Origin of the sequence: Defluviimonas sp. D31 (assembly GCF_033436765.1) — a bacterium.
GTDB lineage: Bacteria > Pseudomonadota > Alphaproteobacteria > Rhodobacterales > Rhodobacteraceae > Albidovulum.
Genome location: NZ_JAWQFN010000002.1, coordinates 481,158 through 497,825 on the forward strand (window position 1 = coordinate 481,158; position 16,668 = coordinate 497,825).

Below are 16,668 nucleotides of genomic sequence, written 5' to 3' on the forward strand. Positions count from 1 at the left end.
GGAGGAGACACATGAAACACTTCACCATCTCGACCGCCCTCGCGCTGTCGCTGCTCGCGACGCCGCTGATGGCCCAGGACAAGCCCGGCGAGGGCGTCACCGTGCGCCCGATCATGGCGCCTGCGCTGGAGGAGATCTTCCAGCACCGCATCGTCTTCCACGCGCTTCAGGACCTCGGCTACACCGTCGCCGAGCCGCAGGAGGTCGAGTACCAGACCATCCACCTCGCGCTCGGCGCCGGTGACGGCGACTTCACGGGCGTGAGCTGGAACACGCTGCACGACCCGTTCTACCAGGAAGCCGGCGGCGACGCGGTCCTCAGCAAGGTCGGCACGCTCATCGACGGCGCGCTGCAGGGCTATCTCGTGGACAAGGCCAGCTATGACGCCGGCATCACCGACATCTCGATGCTGAAGGACCCGGCGGTCGCCGCGAAGTTCGACGCCGATGGTGACGGCAAGGCCGACCTCGCCGGCTGCGTGCCGGGCTGGGGCTGCGAGCGCGTGATCGAGCACCAGCTCACCGAATACGGCCTGCGCGACACCGTCACCCACAACCAGGGCGCCTACAACGCGATCATCGCCGACACGATCGCACGGCAGGCCAATGGCGACCCGGTGCTCTACTACACCTGGACGCCCTACTGGGTCTCGGGCGCGCTGGTGCCGGGCACGGACGTCGAATGGCTCGCGGTGCCCTATACCTCGCTGCCGGACGGCGCGACAGGTGAGACCGAGTTCGAGGGAAAGAACCTCGGCTTCGCGGTCGACAGCATCCGTGTCGTGGCGCGCAACGACTTCCTTGCGGCCAACCCGGCGGCGGCGAAGCTTTTCGAACTGGCGAAGATCGGCATCAACGACATCTCGGCCCAGAACAAGCTGATCGCCGATGGCGAGGACAGCTCGGACGCGATCGACGGCCATGTCGCCGCCTGGATCGAGGCGCATCAGGCCGACTATGACGCGTGGCTCGAAGCCGCCCGCGCCGCCGCCAACTGACCTGATCTCCGGGGGGCGCCCTGCCGGGCGCCCCCCTCCTTCTCAAGGAACACGGTGATGACCCAGACCGCGCATTTCGTCTTCCTGCTCCTCGAGAACTTCTCGCATCTCGCGTTCTCCTGCGCGCTGGAACCGCTGCGCATCGCCAACCTGGTCTCCGGCAAGCCGCTCTTTCGCTGGTCGCTCGCTTCCGAGAACGGCACGTCGGCCGCCTGCTCTAACCGGGCGGTGACGCTTGTGGACCGCGGGCTGGAGCCGATGGGGCGCGACGACCGGCTGTTCCTGATCGCCGGCATCCATGTCCAAGACCACACCACGCCCGCGGTGCTGAACTATCTCCGCCGTGAGCGGGCGAGCGGATCCCAGATCGGCGCGATCTGCTCGGGCGCCTACGTGCTCGCCAAGGCCGGCTTCCTCGACGGCGTCGAAACCGCGATTCACTGGGAGTTCCACGACCTCTTCGCCGAGAAGTTCCCGGCTGTGCCGCTGGTGCGCAATGTCTTCGTCGCCAACCAGAAATTCGTCACCGCCTCGGGCGGCACCGCGGCGGCGGACCTGATGCTGCACCTCATCGCCCGCGACCACGGCACCGGGCTCGCCACTGCGGTCGCCGACCAGATGGTCTACAACGCGGTCCGCGAGGGCTCGGCCGCGCAACGCGTCTCGCTGCAGTCGCGCCACGGGATGCGCAACACGCACCTGACCCGCGCGATCCAGCTCATGGAGGACAATATCGAGGATCCGCTCGCGCCGTGCGAGATCGCCGAGGAACTCGGCATCTCGACCCGCCAGCTCGAACGTCTCTTCGGCAAGTACCTCAACACCTCGCCGAAACGCTACGTCGTGGAGATGCGGCTTCACCGGGCGCGCAACCTGATCGTGCAGACCGAGGAATCCATCGCCCAGATCGCGATGGCCTGCGGCTTCAATTCAACCTCGCATTTCTCCAAGGTGTTTCGCAGCCATTTCGGCATCTCGCCGCTTCTCCATCGCACGACGCTGGCCTGATCGGGCACCGTAGGTCGGGCGTTCTGTTGCTACCTGCGGCGGACAACGCTATGCCCGGTGTCCCGAGCGGATGAAGACGGGCATGGACTTCACCTCAGACTACAAGGACCGGACCGACGAGATCATCGCCCTCTTTGCGGCGACTTTCTCGGCGTCGGAAGGACCCGACGAAGGCCGGCTGATCGGCGAACTGGTGGCGAAGCTCATCGCGAAGACGCCCGACGACGATCTCTTCGTGTTCTCGGCGCTGGACGACGGGGCGCTTGCCGGGTGCATCCTCTTCACCCGCCTGACCTACGCTGAGGATGGCCGCACGGTCTTTCTCCTCGCGCCGGTTGCGGTCGAGACCGGCCGGCAGGGAAGGGGAATCGGGCAAAGCCTCCTGAGCTACGGTCTGGACGCGCTCAGGCGCCGCGGCGTCGACGTCGCCGTGACCTACGGCGATCCGCGATACTACGCCAGGGTCGGGTTCCTGCCGATCACGGAGGACCAGGCGCGGGCGCCGTTGAGGCTCAGCCAGCCCGAGGGCTGGCTCGCGCAATCGTTGACCGCGCGGCCGCTCGATCCGTTGAAGGGGCCGTCACGCTGCGTCGCCGCCTTTGACAACCCGGCCTATTGGTAGACGCAGACGTCGGACGACTACGGCGCGATGCGTTGCGACGCAGGACCGGGCCGGTGGGTTCGGCCGAGGGGTAGGTACTGAAACGAAAGAACCTGCCCGCTTCGCGCGGGCAGGTTCCGGTGCTCGGCTATCCCAATCGGGAACCGCCTCAGAACTCAGCGATCGTTGACCGCGACATAGTCACGTGCGGTCTGGCCGATATAAAGCTGGCGCGGCCGGCCGATCTTCTGGGTCGGATCGGCGATCATTTCCTTCCACTGCGAGATCCAGCCGACGGTGCGGCTGACCGCGAAGATCGGCGTGAACATCGAGGTCGGGAAGCCCATCGCCTCGAGGATGATGCCCGAGTAGAAGTCGACATTCGGATAGAGCTTCTTCTCGACGAAGTAGTCGTCCTCGAGCGCGATACGTTCGAGTTCCTTCGCCACCTTCAGCGTCTCGTTGTCGTGGATGCCAAGGAGGTCGAGGACCTCGTCGGCCGATTCCTTCATCACCTTCGCGCGCGGGTCGAAGTTCTTGTAGACCCGGTGGCCGAAGCCCATGAGACGGAACGGATCATTCTTGTCCTTGGCGCGGCGGATCGCCTCGGGGATGTTCTCGACCGTGCCGATCTCGCGCAGCATCTCGAGGCAGGCCTGGTTGGCGCCGCCATGCGCCGGCCCCCAGAGGCAGGCGATGCCGGCGGCGATGCAGGCGAACGGATTGGCGCCCGAGGAGCCGGCGAGCCGCACCGTCGAGGTCGAAGCGTTCTGCTCGTGATCGGCGTGCAGCATCATGATCCGGTCCATCGCCTTCGACAGGATCGGGTCGACGACGTAGTCCGCGCAGGGCACGGCGAAGCACATGTGCAGGAAGTTCGAGGCGTAATCGAGCGAGTTCTTCGGATACACGAAGGGCTGGCCCATCGAGTACTTGTAGGCCATCGCCGCGATCGTCGGGACCTTGGCGATCATCCGGATCGCCGCGACCTCGCGCTGCCAGGGATCGGAGATGTCGGTCGAGTCGTGGTAGAAGGCCGACATCGCGCCGACGACGCCGACCATGGTCGCCATCGGATGGCTGTCCCGCCGGAACCCGCGGAAGAAATAGTGCATCTGCTCATGCACCATCGTGTGGTTCGTGACCCGGTGTTCGAAGTCCTGCATCTGCAACGCGTTCGGCAGTTCCCCGTAGAGCAGCAGGTAACAGACCTCGAGGAAATGCGACTGCTCGGCGAGCTGCTCGATCGGGTAGCCGCGATACTGCAGCTCGCCCTTGTCGCCGTCGATATAGGTGATCGCGCTGTCGCAGGCCGCCGTCGAGGTAAAGCCCGGATCGTAGGTGAAGACGTCGCCCTCGGCGTAGAGCTTGCGGATGTCGATGACCTCCGGCCCGACGGTGGGCTGCAGCATCGGCAGTTCGATGCTCTTGCCGTTGAAGCTCAGCGTCGCGGTCTTGATCATCTTGTCCATCACAGCTCCCTTGCCATCATCCGCCCGGAAACGCCGGGCGGGGTCTCCCTCGCGACCGTGGCGCCAGAGGCGCGGTCAGGCCGCTGCATCCTTCAACCGGGCAATCGTCTCCTCGCGCCCGATTACAAGCATCATGTCGAAAACGCTGGGACTGACCGAGCGCCCCGACAGAGCCGCCCGTAGAGGTCCGGCGATCTTGCCGAGTCCCATGCCGTGAGCCTCGGCGACGCCGGCCACCGTGGCCTCCAGCATGTCGCGCTCCCAGCTAGCATTTTGCAGGTGCGGCGTCAATTCTTTCAGTATACCACGGGATACCGTATCCAGCGCCTTGGCCGCCTTCTCGTCCGGGGAAAACGGCCGCTCCCCCAACACAAAATACGCCTTTTCAATGAGTTCCGGGAAAGTCTTGGCGCGCTCCTTGACACAGTAGAGCGCCCGCGACAAACCGTCTTTCTGCGCCTGCGAAAGGCTCGGGGCGCCCGCGGCCTCCAGATATGCCTCAATTTCAGGCAGAAGTGCTGCGTCCGGAGTCGCGGCGATGTGCTGGCCCGAGAGATTCTCCAGTTTCTTGAAGTCGAGCCGTGCCGGTGCCCGCCCGATTCCCTTCAGGTCGAACCACTCGCGGGCCTCGGCATCGGTGAAGAACTCCGCATCCCCATGCGCCCAGCCAAGCCGGGTGAGGTAGTTGCGCATCCCCGCCGCCGGGTAGCCCATCGCCTGGTATTCCTCGAGGCCCACGGCCCCGTGGCGCTTCGACAGCTTCTTGCCGTCCGGCCCGTGGATCAGCGGGATATGCGCCCAGACCGGCTCGGCCCAGCCCATGGCGCGGTAGATCTGCACCTGCCGCGCGGCATTGTTGAGGTGGTCGTCGCCCCGGATCACATGCGTCACCCCCATGTCGTGATCGTCGACGACGACCGCCAGCATGTAGGTGGGCGTACCATCGGAGCGTAAACAAACCATGTCGTCGAGCTGGTCGTTGCCGAACGTGACGGTGCCCTGCACCGCGTCCTCGATCACCGTCTGGCCCTCGCGTGGCGCCTTGAGGCGGATGACGTAGGGCGCATCGGGATGGGTCGCCGGATCGGCGTCGCGCCAGGGGCTCTGGAACAGCGTCGAGCGGCCCTCGGCGCGGGCGGCCTCGCGGTAGGCCTCGATCTCGTCCTGGCTGCAGAAGCACTTGTAGGCCGCGCCGCGCGCCAGCATCTCGCGCGCCACCTCGGCATGGCGGTCGCGGCGCTCGAACTGACTGACCACGTCGCCATCCCAGTCGAGCCCGAGCCATGTCAGCCCTTTGAGGATCGCTGCCGTCGCCTCCGGCGTCGACCGCTCGCGGTCGGTGTCCTCGATGCGCAGAAGGAACCTGCCGCCGCGGCCGCGGGCATAGAGCCAGTTGAAGAGCGCGGTGCGGGCGCCGCCGATATGGAGGTAACCCGTGGGCGAGGGGGCGAAGCGGGTGACGATCTCGGACATGGGCGGATTAACCTTTCGGAAACCATAAGCGTTCAGTCTGGTCCGCGTTCATTAGGCAAAGCCGGAAAGGGAAACAAGGTGCGGCTGGTGGCGGCGGTCCGAGACGGGTTCGGCGTGGCGCGGGGCGGGTTGATGCCCTGGGCGCCGGTGCTGCTCTGCTGCGGCATAGGTTTCTACTTCACGCTTCCGACCGAGCCCGGCATGGTGCTCCTGGCGGCGGCGGCGGCCGTTGCGGCGGTGTTCTTGGTTGCCGGGCTGCGCGGGCCGGAATCCTGGCGGGCGCCTGCGCTGGCGCTCGCGCTGCTCGCGGCTGGTCTGGTTCTTGCCGCGGCCCGGTCGCATCTGGTTGCCGCGCCGGTGCTGTCCTTCCGCTACTACGGCCCGGTCGAGGGCCGCATCGTCGACATCGACCGCTCGTTCTCCGACCGGCCGCGGCTGACGCTCGACCGGGTGGTGCTCGAGGATGTCCCGCCCGAGCGCACGCCCGCGCGGGTCCGGGTCGCGCTTCATGGTGCGCAGGGGCAACTCGATCCGCAGCCCGGTCTCGTGGTGATCCTGACCGCGCATCTCTCGCCACCCGAGCGTCCGGCCGAGCCCGGCGGTTTCGATTTCCAGCGGCTGGCCTGGTTCTCGCAACTCGGCGCGGTCGGCTACACCCGCGCGCCGGTTCTGGCGCTGGAGGCGCCCGAGGGCGGGGTGGCCCTTCTCGCGTTCCGGATCAGGATGGCGCTTTCAGGCGCGATGCAGGCGCGGATGGAGGGGCAGGCGGGAGCCTTCGCCGCGGCGCTGCTGACCGGCGACAGGTCGGGGGTCTCGGCGGCGACGAACGATGCGCTTCGGGCGTCGAACCTGTCGCATCTTATCTCGATCTCGGGACTGCACATGGGGCTCCTGACCGGGTTCGTCTTCGCCGTCTGCCGCTACGGGCTCGCGCTGGCGCCGCCCCTGGCGTTGCGCCTGCCTTCGAAGAAGATCGCCGCGCTGGTCGCGCTCTTGGCCGCGATGTTCTACCTCATGCTTGCCGGTCCGAGTGTCGCTACCCGGCGCTCTTTCATCATGGCGGCGGTGATGCTCGTGGCCGTCCTGGCAGACCGCCGGGCGCTCTCGCTCCGCACGGTCGCGGTGGCGGCGCTGATCGTTCTGGTTCTCGAGCCCGAGAGCCTTGTCGAGCCCGGTTTCCAGATGTCCTTCGGCGCGACCGTCGCTCTGATCGTCGCCTTCCAGCCCTGGACGCGGCATCAGGGCAGGGTGCCGCAATTCCTGCGGCCGGTGGCCATGATGGTCCTGTCCTCGGCCGCGGCGGGCTTCGCAACCGCGCCAATCGCGGCGGTGCATTTCAACCGGGTCGCCGAATACGGCCTTCTCGCCAACATGCTCGCTGTGCCGCTCATGGGAATGGTGGTGATGCCCGCGGGCGTCATCGCGGCGCTGCTCGCGCCCCTTGGCCTCGCGCAGCCGGCGCTCTGGGCGATGGAGCAGGGCTGCGCGTTCATTCTTGCGGTCGCTGACTGGGTTGCCGGGCTCGATGGCGCGGTCGTGGCGGTGCCGACGCCGCCCGCCGCGACGCTGCCGCTCATCGCACTCGGTGGAATAGCGGCGCTGATCGGCCGGGCTCCTTGGCTGCGCGGAATTGGCGCGGCGCTGGTCGCGGTGGCGCTTGGGCTCTGGACTGGTGCGGAGCGGCCGGCGCTGCTCGTCTCCGGCGATGGCACCATCATCGGGTTGATGGGCGAGGCCGGTCGGGCGCTCTCGAAACCCAGGGGCGCGGGGTTTGTCGCGAAAAGCTGGCTCGAGGATGATGGCGACTTGGCGCCGCAGGAGGCGGCCTTTGCGAGGCCCGGGTTCTCGGGCGCCAAGGGCGCGCTTTCGGCGCAACTCGGCGACGTGGCTGCGCTGTACTTCACCGGCAAGGGCGCTGCAGAGCGCGCGGCCGGAGCCTGCGGGGGCGGGGCGCTCGTGATCCTGTCGGAGGACTGGACCGACGCACCCGCGACCGGCTGCCGGATCTACGACGCCGCCAGATTGCGCGAGACCGGGGCGCTCGCGATCCATGCCGGGCCGGGCGGGCTCCGCATCCTGAGTGTGCGCGAGGCGTCTGGCGACCGGCTCTGGAACCGCCGACCGGAACGGCGCATCCGCGCCGCCCGGGCTCAGTAGCTGCGGATCAATCCGACCAGCCGGCCCTGTACCTTGACGTGGTCTTCGGGCAGGACGCGGGTCTCGTAGGCCGGGTTCGCGGCTTCGAGCGCGATCATTCCGCCGCGGCGGCGGTAGCGCTTCAGCGTCGCCTCGTAGCCCTCGACCAGCGCCACGATGATGTCGCCGTTCTCGGCTGTCGACTGCTCGCGGATCACCACGATGTCGCCGTCGTTGATCCCGGCCTCGATCATCGAATCGCCCTTCACCTCGAGCGCGTAGTGCTGGCCCTTTCCCGAAAGCATCGCCCCCGGCACCGTAACGTGGTGCGAGACTTCCGAGATCGCCTCGATCGGCACACCGGCCGCGATGCGGCCCATCACCGGCAGTTCCAGCGCATGGATCTCGCTGACCGCCATTGCGCCCCTCGGCGGCTCCTTGCGGTCGCCCTCGATCACCCGGGGCGAGAAGCCAGGCTTTTCCATCGCTTCGGGCAGCTTCACGATCTCGATCGCGCGGGCACGGTGGGCGAGGCGGCGAATGAAGCCCCGTTCCTCGAGCGCGGTGATCAGGCGGTGGATGCCGGATTTCGACCGCAGGTCGAGCGCGTCCTTCATTTCGTCGAACGAGGGCGGTACGCCGTCGCGCGCCATGCGCTTCTGGATGAAGTCGAGTAGTTCCAGCTGCTTGCGGGTCAGCATGTTGCGATCATCCCCTTGTCGATGTCGGTGCTGTTCAAGGGATGTTCTACGCGCGTTCTCCTTTTGTGTCAATCCGCCCGTGGCTGGCCGCGCCAATCAGATCGCGATGAATTCCGCAGCCGCGCCAGCCGGTTGCGGCCCATCCCCGATCGGCCGGATCAGGAGCGCATTGGCCGCGGCGAGGACCGAGAGCAGCGCGCTGTCCTGCTGATCGAACGGGTGGATCAGGGCTGCGCCCTCGTGCTGCTCGATCCGTGCGCGCATGTAATGTGCCCGCGGTCCGTTGGCCTCGACGGGTGCTGCGAGCACGCCGCGCTTGATCGGTGCGGGCGCAGCCGGCAGGCCCTGCATCGCGCGCAGCATCGGCAACATAAAGATATGGCCGCAAACCACGGAAGAAACTGGGTTCCCCGGCAATCCAAGCAGCACGGAACCGGCCAGGCGCCCGGCCATCAGCGGCTTTCCGGGCCGCATCGCGATCTTGTAGAACGACCGCTCCATCCCGAGATCTGCAGTGACCTTGCCGACGAGGTCGTGATCGCCGACCGAGGCGCCGCCGATGGTCACGATCAGGTCCGCGCCCTCGGCCAGCCCCAGCGTATGGCGCAGGGACGACTCGCTGTCGCGCGCGATCGGCAGCATCCGAACCTCGGCGCCTTCCGCCTCGGCCATCGCGGCGAGCGCGTAGCCGTTCGAAGCGATGATCTGGTCTGGTCCCGGCTCCTCGCCCGGCATCACCAACTCGTTGCCGGTCGCCATGATCGCCACGACGGGCCGTCGCGCCACCCGTATCCCGGCCACGTTCATGGCCGCGATCAGTGCGAGATCGGTCGCCGACAACCGGCGCGGCGCCTCGATCCGATCGCCCTTTCTGAAATCCTGCCCAGCGGCGCGGATATTGGCGCCGTGCTCGAGCGGCCCGGAGAGGATGATCCGATCGCCCTCGCGGGTCACGTCTTCCTGCAGCACGACCCGGTCCGTGCCATCGGGAACCGGCGCGCCGGTGAAGATCCTCACCGCTTCCCCATTGGCCACCGCTCCGGAAAATCCAAGACCAGCAGCAGCTTCTCCGATGATGTTAAGTTCGACTCCGGGGCAGTGGTCGGCTTCCCGGATCGCGTAGCCATCCATCGCCGAGGCGGCGAAGGGCGGCTGATCAAGCCGCGCCACGACCGGTTCCACAAGCACCCGTCCCGCGCCGGTGCGAAGCGGCACGGTTTCCGCGCCAAGCGGCGCCGAGAGCGCGAAGAGCCGCGCGAGAGCCTCGTCGACGGAAATCATGCGCAGCCTCCGATCTTCCTCAGGACGCCTCGTAACGCCCCGATTTTCCGCCATCTTTCAGGATCACCCTGAGCCCGTCGACGACCATCGACTTCTCGGCGGCCTTGAGCATGTCATAGACCGTGAGTGCGGCGACGGAGGCCGCCGTCAGCGCTTCCATCTCGACCCCGGTCTGGCCGGTCGTCTTGACGGTCGCTTCGATCCGCACGCCCGGCAGCGCCGGGTCGGGGCTGAGCTCGATCGCCACCTTCGTGATCGGTAAGGGATGACAGAGCGGGATCAGATCGGCGGTGCGTTTGGCTGCCATGATCCCCGCGAGCCGCGCAACGCCGAGCACGTCACCCTTCTTCGCCCGCCCCTCGGTAACGAGCGCCAGCGTCTCCGGCTTCATCAGGACGCGCGCCTCGGCCACCGCCACGCGGTCGGTCACCTCCTTGTCCGAGACGTCGACCATATGCGCGCGGCCCTCGCTGTCGAAATGCGTCAGCGCCATGGTCAGAGCTCCGCCTGCGCCGGATCGGCGAGGATCGCGCGCGTCGCCGCGGCGACGTCCTCCTGCCGCATCAGGCTTTCGCCGATGAGGAAGCTCCGGGCGCCGCAGGCAGCCATTTCGGCAAGATCGGCGGGTGTGAATAGCCCGCTTTCGCAGACCAGGTGCCGGTCGGTCGGGAGCCGCGGCGCGAGCCTCCGCGTCGTCTCAAGAGTGACCTCGAAAGTCTTGAGATTGCGGTTGTTCACGCCGACGAGTGGCGACTTCAGCGCAAGCGCACGGTCGAGCTCGGCCTCGTCGTGGACTTCGAGAAGCACGTCCATGCCCCAGCCAAAGGCCGCGTCTTCGAGCTCTGCCGCCTGCGCGTCGGAGACCGAGGCGAGGATTATCAGGATGCAGTCAGCGCCGAGCGCGCGGGCCTCCGCGACCTGGTATGTGTCATACATGAAGTCCTTGCGCAGGGCCGGAAGCGTCACCGCGGCCCGCGCGGCGGTGAGAAAACCGGGCGCGCCCTGAAACGAGGGCCGGTCGGTCAGCACGGAAAGACAGGTGGCGCCGCCCGCCTCGTAGGCCCGAGCGAGCGCCGGGGGATCGAAGTCGGGCCGGATCAGCCCCTTCGACGGGCTCGCCTTCTTTATTTCCGCGATGAGCCCGTAGCCCCTTCTTGCGGCGGAGGTGAGTGCGGCGGCGAAACCACGCGGCGCGCTCGCGGCATGGGCTTCGGCCTCGATCTCGGCGAGGGAACGCGCCGCCTTGGCGGCGGCGATCTCTTCGAGCTTGTAGGCCTTGATCTTGTCGAGAATGTCCATGCTTTCTCTTACCCTCCGCTTGCAGGCCGGAAAAGCCCTCGAACCCGCGCCGCGCCGAAATAACATGCTCGAGGCCGTCGGTGCGACTCTCCGCCACGATGTCCTAGCCGGCCCAGTCGATCGGGGGCGCCCCCCGCGTGGCAAGCCAGTCGTTGACCCGGCTGAAGGGATGCGAGCCGAAAAAGCCGCGCCTGGCAGAGAGCGGCGAGGGGTGGGCGCTTTCGAGGATCAGGTGGTCTCCGGGGCGGATCTGCGGCTTCAGCTTCTGTGCATGCGCGCCCCAGAGCAGGAAGGCGCGCGGTGTGCCGGAGATTTCGGCGAGGACCTCCTCGGCGAGGCCATGCCAGCCGAGCCTAGCATGGCCTCCGGCGGTGCCGGCGGGAACGCTGAGGCTGGTGTTCAGCAGGAGCACGCCCTGCCGTGCCCAGTGGTGCAGGTCGCCGGTCGCTGGGCAGACATCAAGGTCGTCGCGCAACTCCTTGAAGATGTTTGTTAAGGATCGGGGCAGGGGAGTCACCTCCGGTGCCACTGAAAACGCGAGCCCGTGGGCATGGCCTGGCGTCGGATAGGGATCCTGGCCGAGTATCACCACACGCACGGCCTCGGGGCGGACAAGGTCGAGCGCAGCGAACCGTTGCGTGGCGGGGGGCAGGATCTCGCGCGGATCGGCGGCGAGGGCGGCCTCGATCGCGGGCCAGTCGCGCGTGAAGAAGGGCAGATGCGCCCAGGCGGTTGGGATCATGCCGCCTGGGTGGCCGCTGCCAGCGCCTCGATCTTCGCCTTCGCGCGGCCGCTGTCGATGCTTTCGGCGGCGATCGCGACGCCCTCCTTCAGCTCCGCCGCCTTGCCCGCAACCACGAGCGCGGCGGCCGCGTTCAAGAGCACGGCGTCGCGGTAGGCGCTTCTTTCGCCTGCGAGCAGCGCGCGGAAGGCCGCGGCGTTGTCCTCGGGACTGCCGCCCGTGATCGCCTCGAACGGATGCACCGGCAGGCCGGCCTCCTCGGGGTGCAGTTCGAATTCGTGGACGTTACCGTCTTCAAGCGCGGCCACCCAGCTTTTCCCGGCGATCGACAACTCGTCGGTCCCGTCCGATCCGTGCACCAGCCAGGCGCGCTCGGAACCGAGTGCCGCCAGCGTCTCGGCCATCGGCCGGATCCAAGCGCGCGAGAAGGCGCCGGTGAGCTGGCGTTTCACGCCGGCGGGGTTGGTCAGTGGTCCGAGCAGGTTGAACACGGTGCGGGTGCCAAGCTCGGCGCGGGTCGGCATCACATGGCGGATTGCCGGGTGGTGCATCGGCGCCATCATGAAGGCGATACCGCACCTTTCCAGAACCGATTCAACGGCTTCCGCGCCGATCATCACGTTGACGCCCATCTGGGTCAGCGCATCCGCCGCCCCGGACTTCGAGCTCAGGTTGCGGTTGCCGTGCTTCGCGACCACCACACCCGCGCCCGCCACCACGAAGGCCGTCGCGGTCGAGATGTTGAGCGTTCCCTTGCCGTCGCCGCCGGTGCCGACGATGTCGATCGCGCCCTCGGGCGCGCGAACCTTGTGGCATTTCGCCCGCATTACCCGCGCCGCCGCGGCGATCTCCTCGACGGTCTCGCCGCGGGTGCGGAGCGCCATCAGGAGGCCGCCCATCTGGCTCGGGGTCGCGGCCCCCTCAAAGAGCGCCTCGAAGGCTGCCTCGGCCTCGGCGCGCGTCAGCGGACGGTCGGCGGCAAGGCCGATCAGCGGGCGGATATCCTCGGTCATGCCGGCTCCTTCAGCGGCACGCCCGCGTTGTCGAGGAAGGTCTTCAGCATCTGGTGGCCGTGTTCGGAGGCAATCGATTCGGGGTGGAACTGCACGCCCTCGATCGGCAACTCGCGGTGGCGCAGCCCCATGATCGTGCCGTCCTCGAGCCAGGCGGTGACTTCCAGACAATCCGGCAGGCTCGCCCGCTCGACCACGAGCGAGTGGTAGCGCGTCGCCTGGAAGGGCGATGGCAGGCCCGCGAATACGCCCTTTCCGGCATGGTGCATCGCGCCCATCTTGCCGTGCACGATCTCGTGGCAGCGCACGACCTTGCCACCGAAGGCCTGGCCGATGGTCTGATGCCCGAGGCAGACGCCGAGCAGCGGCGTCCGGGTTTCGGCCGCGGCCGCGGTCAGCGCGAGGCAGATGCCGGCCTGATCGGGATCGCAGGGACCGGGCGACAGCACGATCGCCTGCGGCTTCAGTGCCATAGCTTCCTGAACGTTCAGCGCATCGTTGCGGTGGACCGACACCTCCGCGCCAAGCTCGCCGAAATAGTGGACGAGATTGTAGGTGAAGCTGTCGTAGTTATCGATCAGGAGCAACATCGGCGGACCTTCGTGCGTGCCGGGCGCGATCAGGGGGTGAACGTGCCCTCGGGACGGGCTATACATGGGCCGAGCCGCAATGCCTGGTCAAGGCAAGAAGCGGTCAAAGACGGCATACATGCGTCGGAGGCAGGCGTGGGCAGAGGATATCTTTTCGGTTTGCTTTACGGGGCGGTCGCTTCGGTCGCAAGTCTCGCGGTGATTTCGCTTATGGCGCCGCCCGCCAAGGCGCCGGCACCCGACATTGCCGCCCTTGAACCGGCGTCCGAGCCGGAGCCCGCCCCGGCCGAGCTGGCCAAGCCCGAAGCTGCGGCGGAGCCGGCGCCTGCGGTTGAGCCCGCGCCAGAATCGGATGCGGTCGCGGCGATGCCCGACGCGGCGCCGGAGCCGATGGCCCAGCCCGAGCCGCAGACCGATCCGATGCAGGCCGAGCCCGCGAGCGAGCCTGCGCCCGTCGAGGTCGCCGTCGCGGAGGAGGAAAACGCCGTCCCGGAAACACCGGTGGTCGAAGTTCCCGCCGGGTCCGAATTCGCGCGGCCGAAGCCGGAAGAGGACCCGGTCCTGCCCGGCACGGAACCCGCGCCGGCCGAGGCGGACACGCCGGTCGTGACGGCTCCCGAATCCGAACCCGTCCTCGCGCTGGCCGATCGCAGCTCGGCCGGTGTTCCGGAAGGCCAGTCGGCGGCACCGACCGCGCTGGGGATTCCCGAACCGATACTCGTGGCGACCGAGGCCGAGGCGCCCGCGCCGGAAACCGCGATTCCGGTCCCACCGCCTGGCGAGACCGAGGCGCCGCACCTCGCAATCGCCGTGGCAGGGGAAGCGCCGGTGGTGCTGCCGCCGCCAGGCGCCAGCCTCGCCGTCGAGGAAGATTCCGCTGCCGAGGCCGAGCCGGCCGGTGCCCCGGAGGGCGACGCCGCAGGGACTGAGCTGGCGCAAGCCGAATCCGGCAGCGAATCCGGCACAGGCGCCTTCAAACCGGCGCCCTCCTTCGGCGGCGCCGCCGCGCGTCAGCCCGCGACCGGCGAGGAAGCCTCCGGCGTGACGGTCAATCGCCCGGCGACAAGCGAAGACCCGGCGAGCGAAGCGCTGCCGGAAGAGGCCGTCGCGGCCCCCGCGGAGACCGAGATCACGCTAGCCGCGTTCGCGGCACCGTTTTTCAACCCCGAAAAAAAGCCACTCATGGCGGTGGTTCTGCTCGACCGCGGCGAGGCTGCGGGCGGGCTCGATGCCGCGGCGCTTGCAACAATTGGCATGAAGGTCACGATCGCCATCGACCCAACGCTGCCCGATGCCCCGCGGCGGGCCGAACTCTACCGTCTCGCCGGTCACGAGATCGCGATCCTCTCGCCCGAACTTCCCGCGGGCGCGACGGCCAGCGACCTCGAGGTCAGCTATCAGAGCGAGGTCCAGGCGTTGCCGGAGGCCGTCGCGCTGATCGGTGATGGCGATGCGGTCTTTCAGCACGACCGCGGGGTCGCCGAACACCTGGCGGCGCTGCTCGGGGAAGAGGGGCGAGGTCTGATCACCTATGATCGCGGGCTCAATCCGGCGCGCCAGGCCGCGATCACTGCGAACGTCCCGCATGTCGAGGTCTTTCGCGCGCTCGATGCCCAGGGCGAGAGCGGCTCGATGATCGAACGCAGCCTCGACCGGGCCGGGTTCGAGGCGTCCCGGACCGGAGCCGTTACCGTTGTCGCGAGCACCGCGCCGGAAACGCTGGAGGCGCTCAGGACATGGATCGACGCGGGCGCGAAGGGCACCGCCATCGCTCCGGTCTCGGCGATCATGCTGGCCAAGAAGTAGGCGCCGCAACGCGGCGCCCCGCACCTGGACGCGGTATCAGGAGTTTCCGCGCCTGACGAACAGCCCGGCATCCTCGGCCGCGCGCCGCAGCGCCTTGGACTTGTTCACGGTTTCCTGGAACTCGGCCTCGGGGTCACTGTCGTAGACGACGCCGCCGCCGGCCTGGATGTAGAGCTTCTCGTCCTTGACCACGGCGGTCCTCAGCGCGATGCACATGTCCATCTCGCCATTGGCGGCGAAATAGCCCACACCGCCGCCATAGATGCCGCGCTTTTCGGGCTCCAGCTCGTCGATGATCTCCATCGCCCGCACCTTGGGCGCGCCGGACACCGTGCCGGCCGGCAGGCCCGCGAGTAGTGCCGAGAGCGCGTCCTCGCCCTCGCGGATCTCGCCCACCACGTTCGAGACGATGTGCATGACGTGCGAATAGCGTTCGATGATGAACTTCTCGGTCGGGCGCACGGTCCCAATCCGCGCCACCCGGCCGACATCGTTGCGTCCGAGGTCGAGCAGCATCAGGTGCTCGGCGAGTTCCTTCTTGTCGGCCAGGAGATCGGATTCGAGCGCGCGATCCTCCTCGGGCGTGGCGCCGCGCGGGCGGGTGCCGGCGATCGGGCGCACGGTGACTTCACCGCCGCGGAGCCGCACGAGGATCTCCGGCGAGGCGCCGACGATGTGAAAGCCGCCGAAATTGAAAAAGGTCAGGAAAGGAGAGGGGTTGGTGCGACGCAAGGAGCGGTAGAGCGCGAAGGGCGGCAGCCGGAAATCGGCGGTCCAGCGCTGCGAGGGCACGACCTGGAAGATGTCCCCGGCGCGGATGTAGTCCTTGGCCTTCTCGACCGCGGCCCGGTAGCCCTCGGGGGTGAAGTTGGAGGTGAGCGGGCCGAGATGCGCCGTGGTGCCGAGCGAGCGCGTCTCGCCGGAAGGCGCGCGTTCGAGGTCGCGCACGGCGTCCATCACCCGTTCGGCCGCCTGCGCATAGGCCGCACGCGCCGAAAGACCCGAGCCGACCCAGGCCGGCGAGCAAACCGTCACCTCGCCTTTCACCCCGTCAAGTACGGCGACGATGGTCGGGCGCATCAGCGTGGCGTCGGGCACCCCGATCGGATCGGGTTTGACGTTCGGCAGGTGCTCCACGAGCCGGATCATGTCGTAGCCGAGATAGCCGAAGAGCCCCGCCGCGATCGCCGGCAGGCCCTCGGGCATCTCGATCCGGCTTTCCGCGATCAGCGCCCGGAGCGTCTCGAGCGGGTGGCCGTCGAGCGGCTCGAAGGCTTCGGCGTCGAACCGCGCCTGCCGGTTGATCCGGCTCCGCTCGCCGCGGCACTCCCAGATCACGTCCGGTTTCAGCCCGACGACCGAATAGCGCCCGCGCACCTCGCCGCCGGTGACGCTTTCGAGCATGAAGCTCATCGCCTGCGCGTCGGCAAGCTTCAGCATCAGCGAGACCGGCGTGTCGAGATCGGCCGCGAGGCGGGCGAAGACGAGCTGGTTCTCGCCGCGGGTCCAGCCGGCCTCGAAGGCCTCGAAAGTCGGGATCAGAGCCAC

General features: G+C 68.1%; 15 protein-coding genes. 5 read left to right on the plus strand and 10 right to left on the minus strand.

Annotation, left to right across the window (positions count from 1 at the left end):
- Positions 1-11: 11 nt before the first annotated feature.
- The 3 genes from proX to R5H32_RS06160 all read left to right on the plus strand — a co-directional run bounded on the left by proX (position 12) and on the right by R5H32_RS06160 (position 2,628).
- Positions 12-998, plus strand: a complete 987-nt coding sequence (proX, locus tag R5H32_RS06150; RefSeq protein WP_318337796.1) for a glycine betaine/L-proline ABC transporter substrate-binding protein ProX — start codon at positions 12-14, stop codon at positions 996-998.
- Between the two features lie 57 nt (positions 999-1,055).
- On the plus strand, positions 1,056-2,006 hold the full coding sequence (locus R5H32_RS06155) for a GlxA family transcriptional regulator (protein WP_318337797.1): 951 nt from the start codon (positions 1,056-1,058) through the stop codon (positions 2,004-2,006).
- 82 nt (positions 2,007-2,088) lie between these two features.
- Positions 2,089-2,628, plus strand: coding sequence for an N-acetyltransferase (locus tag R5H32_RS06160; RefSeq protein ID WP_318337798.1), 540 nt, complete (start codon positions 2,089-2,091; stop codon positions 2,626-2,628).
- A gap of 155 nt (positions 2,629-2,783) precedes the next feature.
- On the opposite strand, the gene R5H32_RS06165 is transcribed toward R5H32_RS06160, so the two are convergent.
- Together R5H32_RS06165 and gltX are read right to left on the minus strand one after the other, a co-directional pair.
- A complete protein-coding gene (locus tag R5H32_RS06165) occupies positions 2,784-4,079 on the minus strand; it encodes a citrate synthase (protein ID WP_412098995.1) in 1,296 nt (431 codons plus the stop codon).
- A gap of 75 nt (positions 4,080-4,154) precedes the next feature.
- Positions 4,155-5,552, minus strand: coding sequence for a glutamate--tRNA ligase (gene gltX, locus R5H32_RS06170; protein ID WP_318337799.1), 1,398 nt, complete (start codon positions 5,550-5,552; stop codon positions 4,155-4,157).
- Positions 5,553-5,639: 87 nt separating this feature from the next.
- On the opposite strand from gltX, the gene R5H32_RS06175 reads away from it, so the two are divergent.
- The gene (locus tag R5H32_RS06175; RefSeq protein WP_318337800.1) at positions 5,640-7,709 is read left to right on the plus strand and encodes a ComEC/Rec2 family competence protein; all 2,070 of its coding nucleotides are present in this window, start codon (positions 5,640-5,642) and stop codon (positions 7,707-7,709) included.
- Here the strand turns inward: R5H32_RS06175 and lexA are convergent.
- From lexA to R5H32_RS06210, 7 genes are all read right to left on the minus strand, one after another.
- Positions 7,703-8,389, minus strand: coding sequence for a transcriptional repressor LexA (gene lexA, locus R5H32_RS06180; protein ID WP_318337801.1), 687 nt, complete (start codon positions 8,387-8,389; stop codon positions 7,703-7,705). The genes R5H32_RS06175 and lexA overlap by 7 nt on opposite strands.
- Positions 8,390-8,485: 96 nt before the next feature.
- Positions 8,486-9,670, minus strand: a complete 1,185-nt coding sequence (gene glp / locus R5H32_RS06185) for a gephyrin-like molybdotransferase Glp (RefSeq protein ID WP_318337802.1) — start codon at positions 9,668-9,670, stop codon at positions 8,486-8,488.
- 19 nt (positions 9,671-9,689) lie between these two features.
- Positions 9,690-10,163, minus strand: coding sequence for a cyclic pyranopterin monophosphate synthase MoaC (gene moaC / locus R5H32_RS06190; RefSeq protein ID WP_318337803.1), 474 nt, complete (start codon positions 10,161-10,163; stop codon positions 9,690-9,692).
- Positions 10,164-10,165: 2 nt separating this feature from the next.
- Complete coding sequence (gene trpC / locus R5H32_RS06195) at positions 10,166-10,969, minus strand: indole-3-glycerol phosphate synthase TrpC (protein ID WP_318337804.1); 804 nt, start codon at positions 10,967-10,969, stop codon at positions 10,166-10,168.
- A 103-nt stretch (positions 10,970-11,072) separates the two neighbouring features.
- A complete protein-coding gene (locus R5H32_RS06200; RefSeq protein WP_318337805.1) occupies positions 11,073-11,711 on the minus strand; it encodes a uracil-DNA glycosylase in 639 nt (212 codons plus the stop codon).
- Entirely contained in the window at positions 11,708-12,724 is a 1,017-nt protein-coding gene (trpD, locus tag R5H32_RS06205; RefSeq protein ID WP_318337806.1) for an anthranilate phosphoribosyltransferase, read from the minus strand. The genes R5H32_RS06200 and trpD overlap by 4 nt, the downstream gene beginning before the upstream one ends.
- On the minus strand, positions 12,721-13,314 hold the full coding sequence (locus R5H32_RS06210) for an aminodeoxychorismate/anthranilate synthase component II (protein WP_318337807.1): 594 nt from the start codon (positions 13,312-13,314) through the stop codon (positions 12,721-12,723). The genes trpD and R5H32_RS06210 overlap by 4 nt, the downstream gene beginning before the upstream one ends.
- 198 nt (positions 13,315-13,512) lie before the next feature.
- Here R5H32_RS06210 and R5H32_RS06215 point away from each other — a divergent pair, with 198 nt between their 5' ends.
- Positions 13,513-15,120 carry a divergent polysaccharide deacetylase family protein gene (locus R5H32_RS06215; RefSeq protein ID WP_318337808.1) on the plus strand — a complete coding sequence of 536 codons (1,608 nt, stop codon included), beginning with the start codon at positions 13,513-13,515 and terminating at the stop codon, positions 15,118-15,120.
- 36 nt (positions 15,121-15,156) lie between these two features.
- On the opposite strand, the gene trpE is transcribed toward R5H32_RS06215, so the two are convergent.
- A complete protein-coding gene (gene trpE / locus R5H32_RS06220) occupies positions 15,157-16,668 on the minus strand; it encodes an anthranilate synthase component I (protein WP_318337809.1) in 1,512 nt (503 codons plus the stop codon).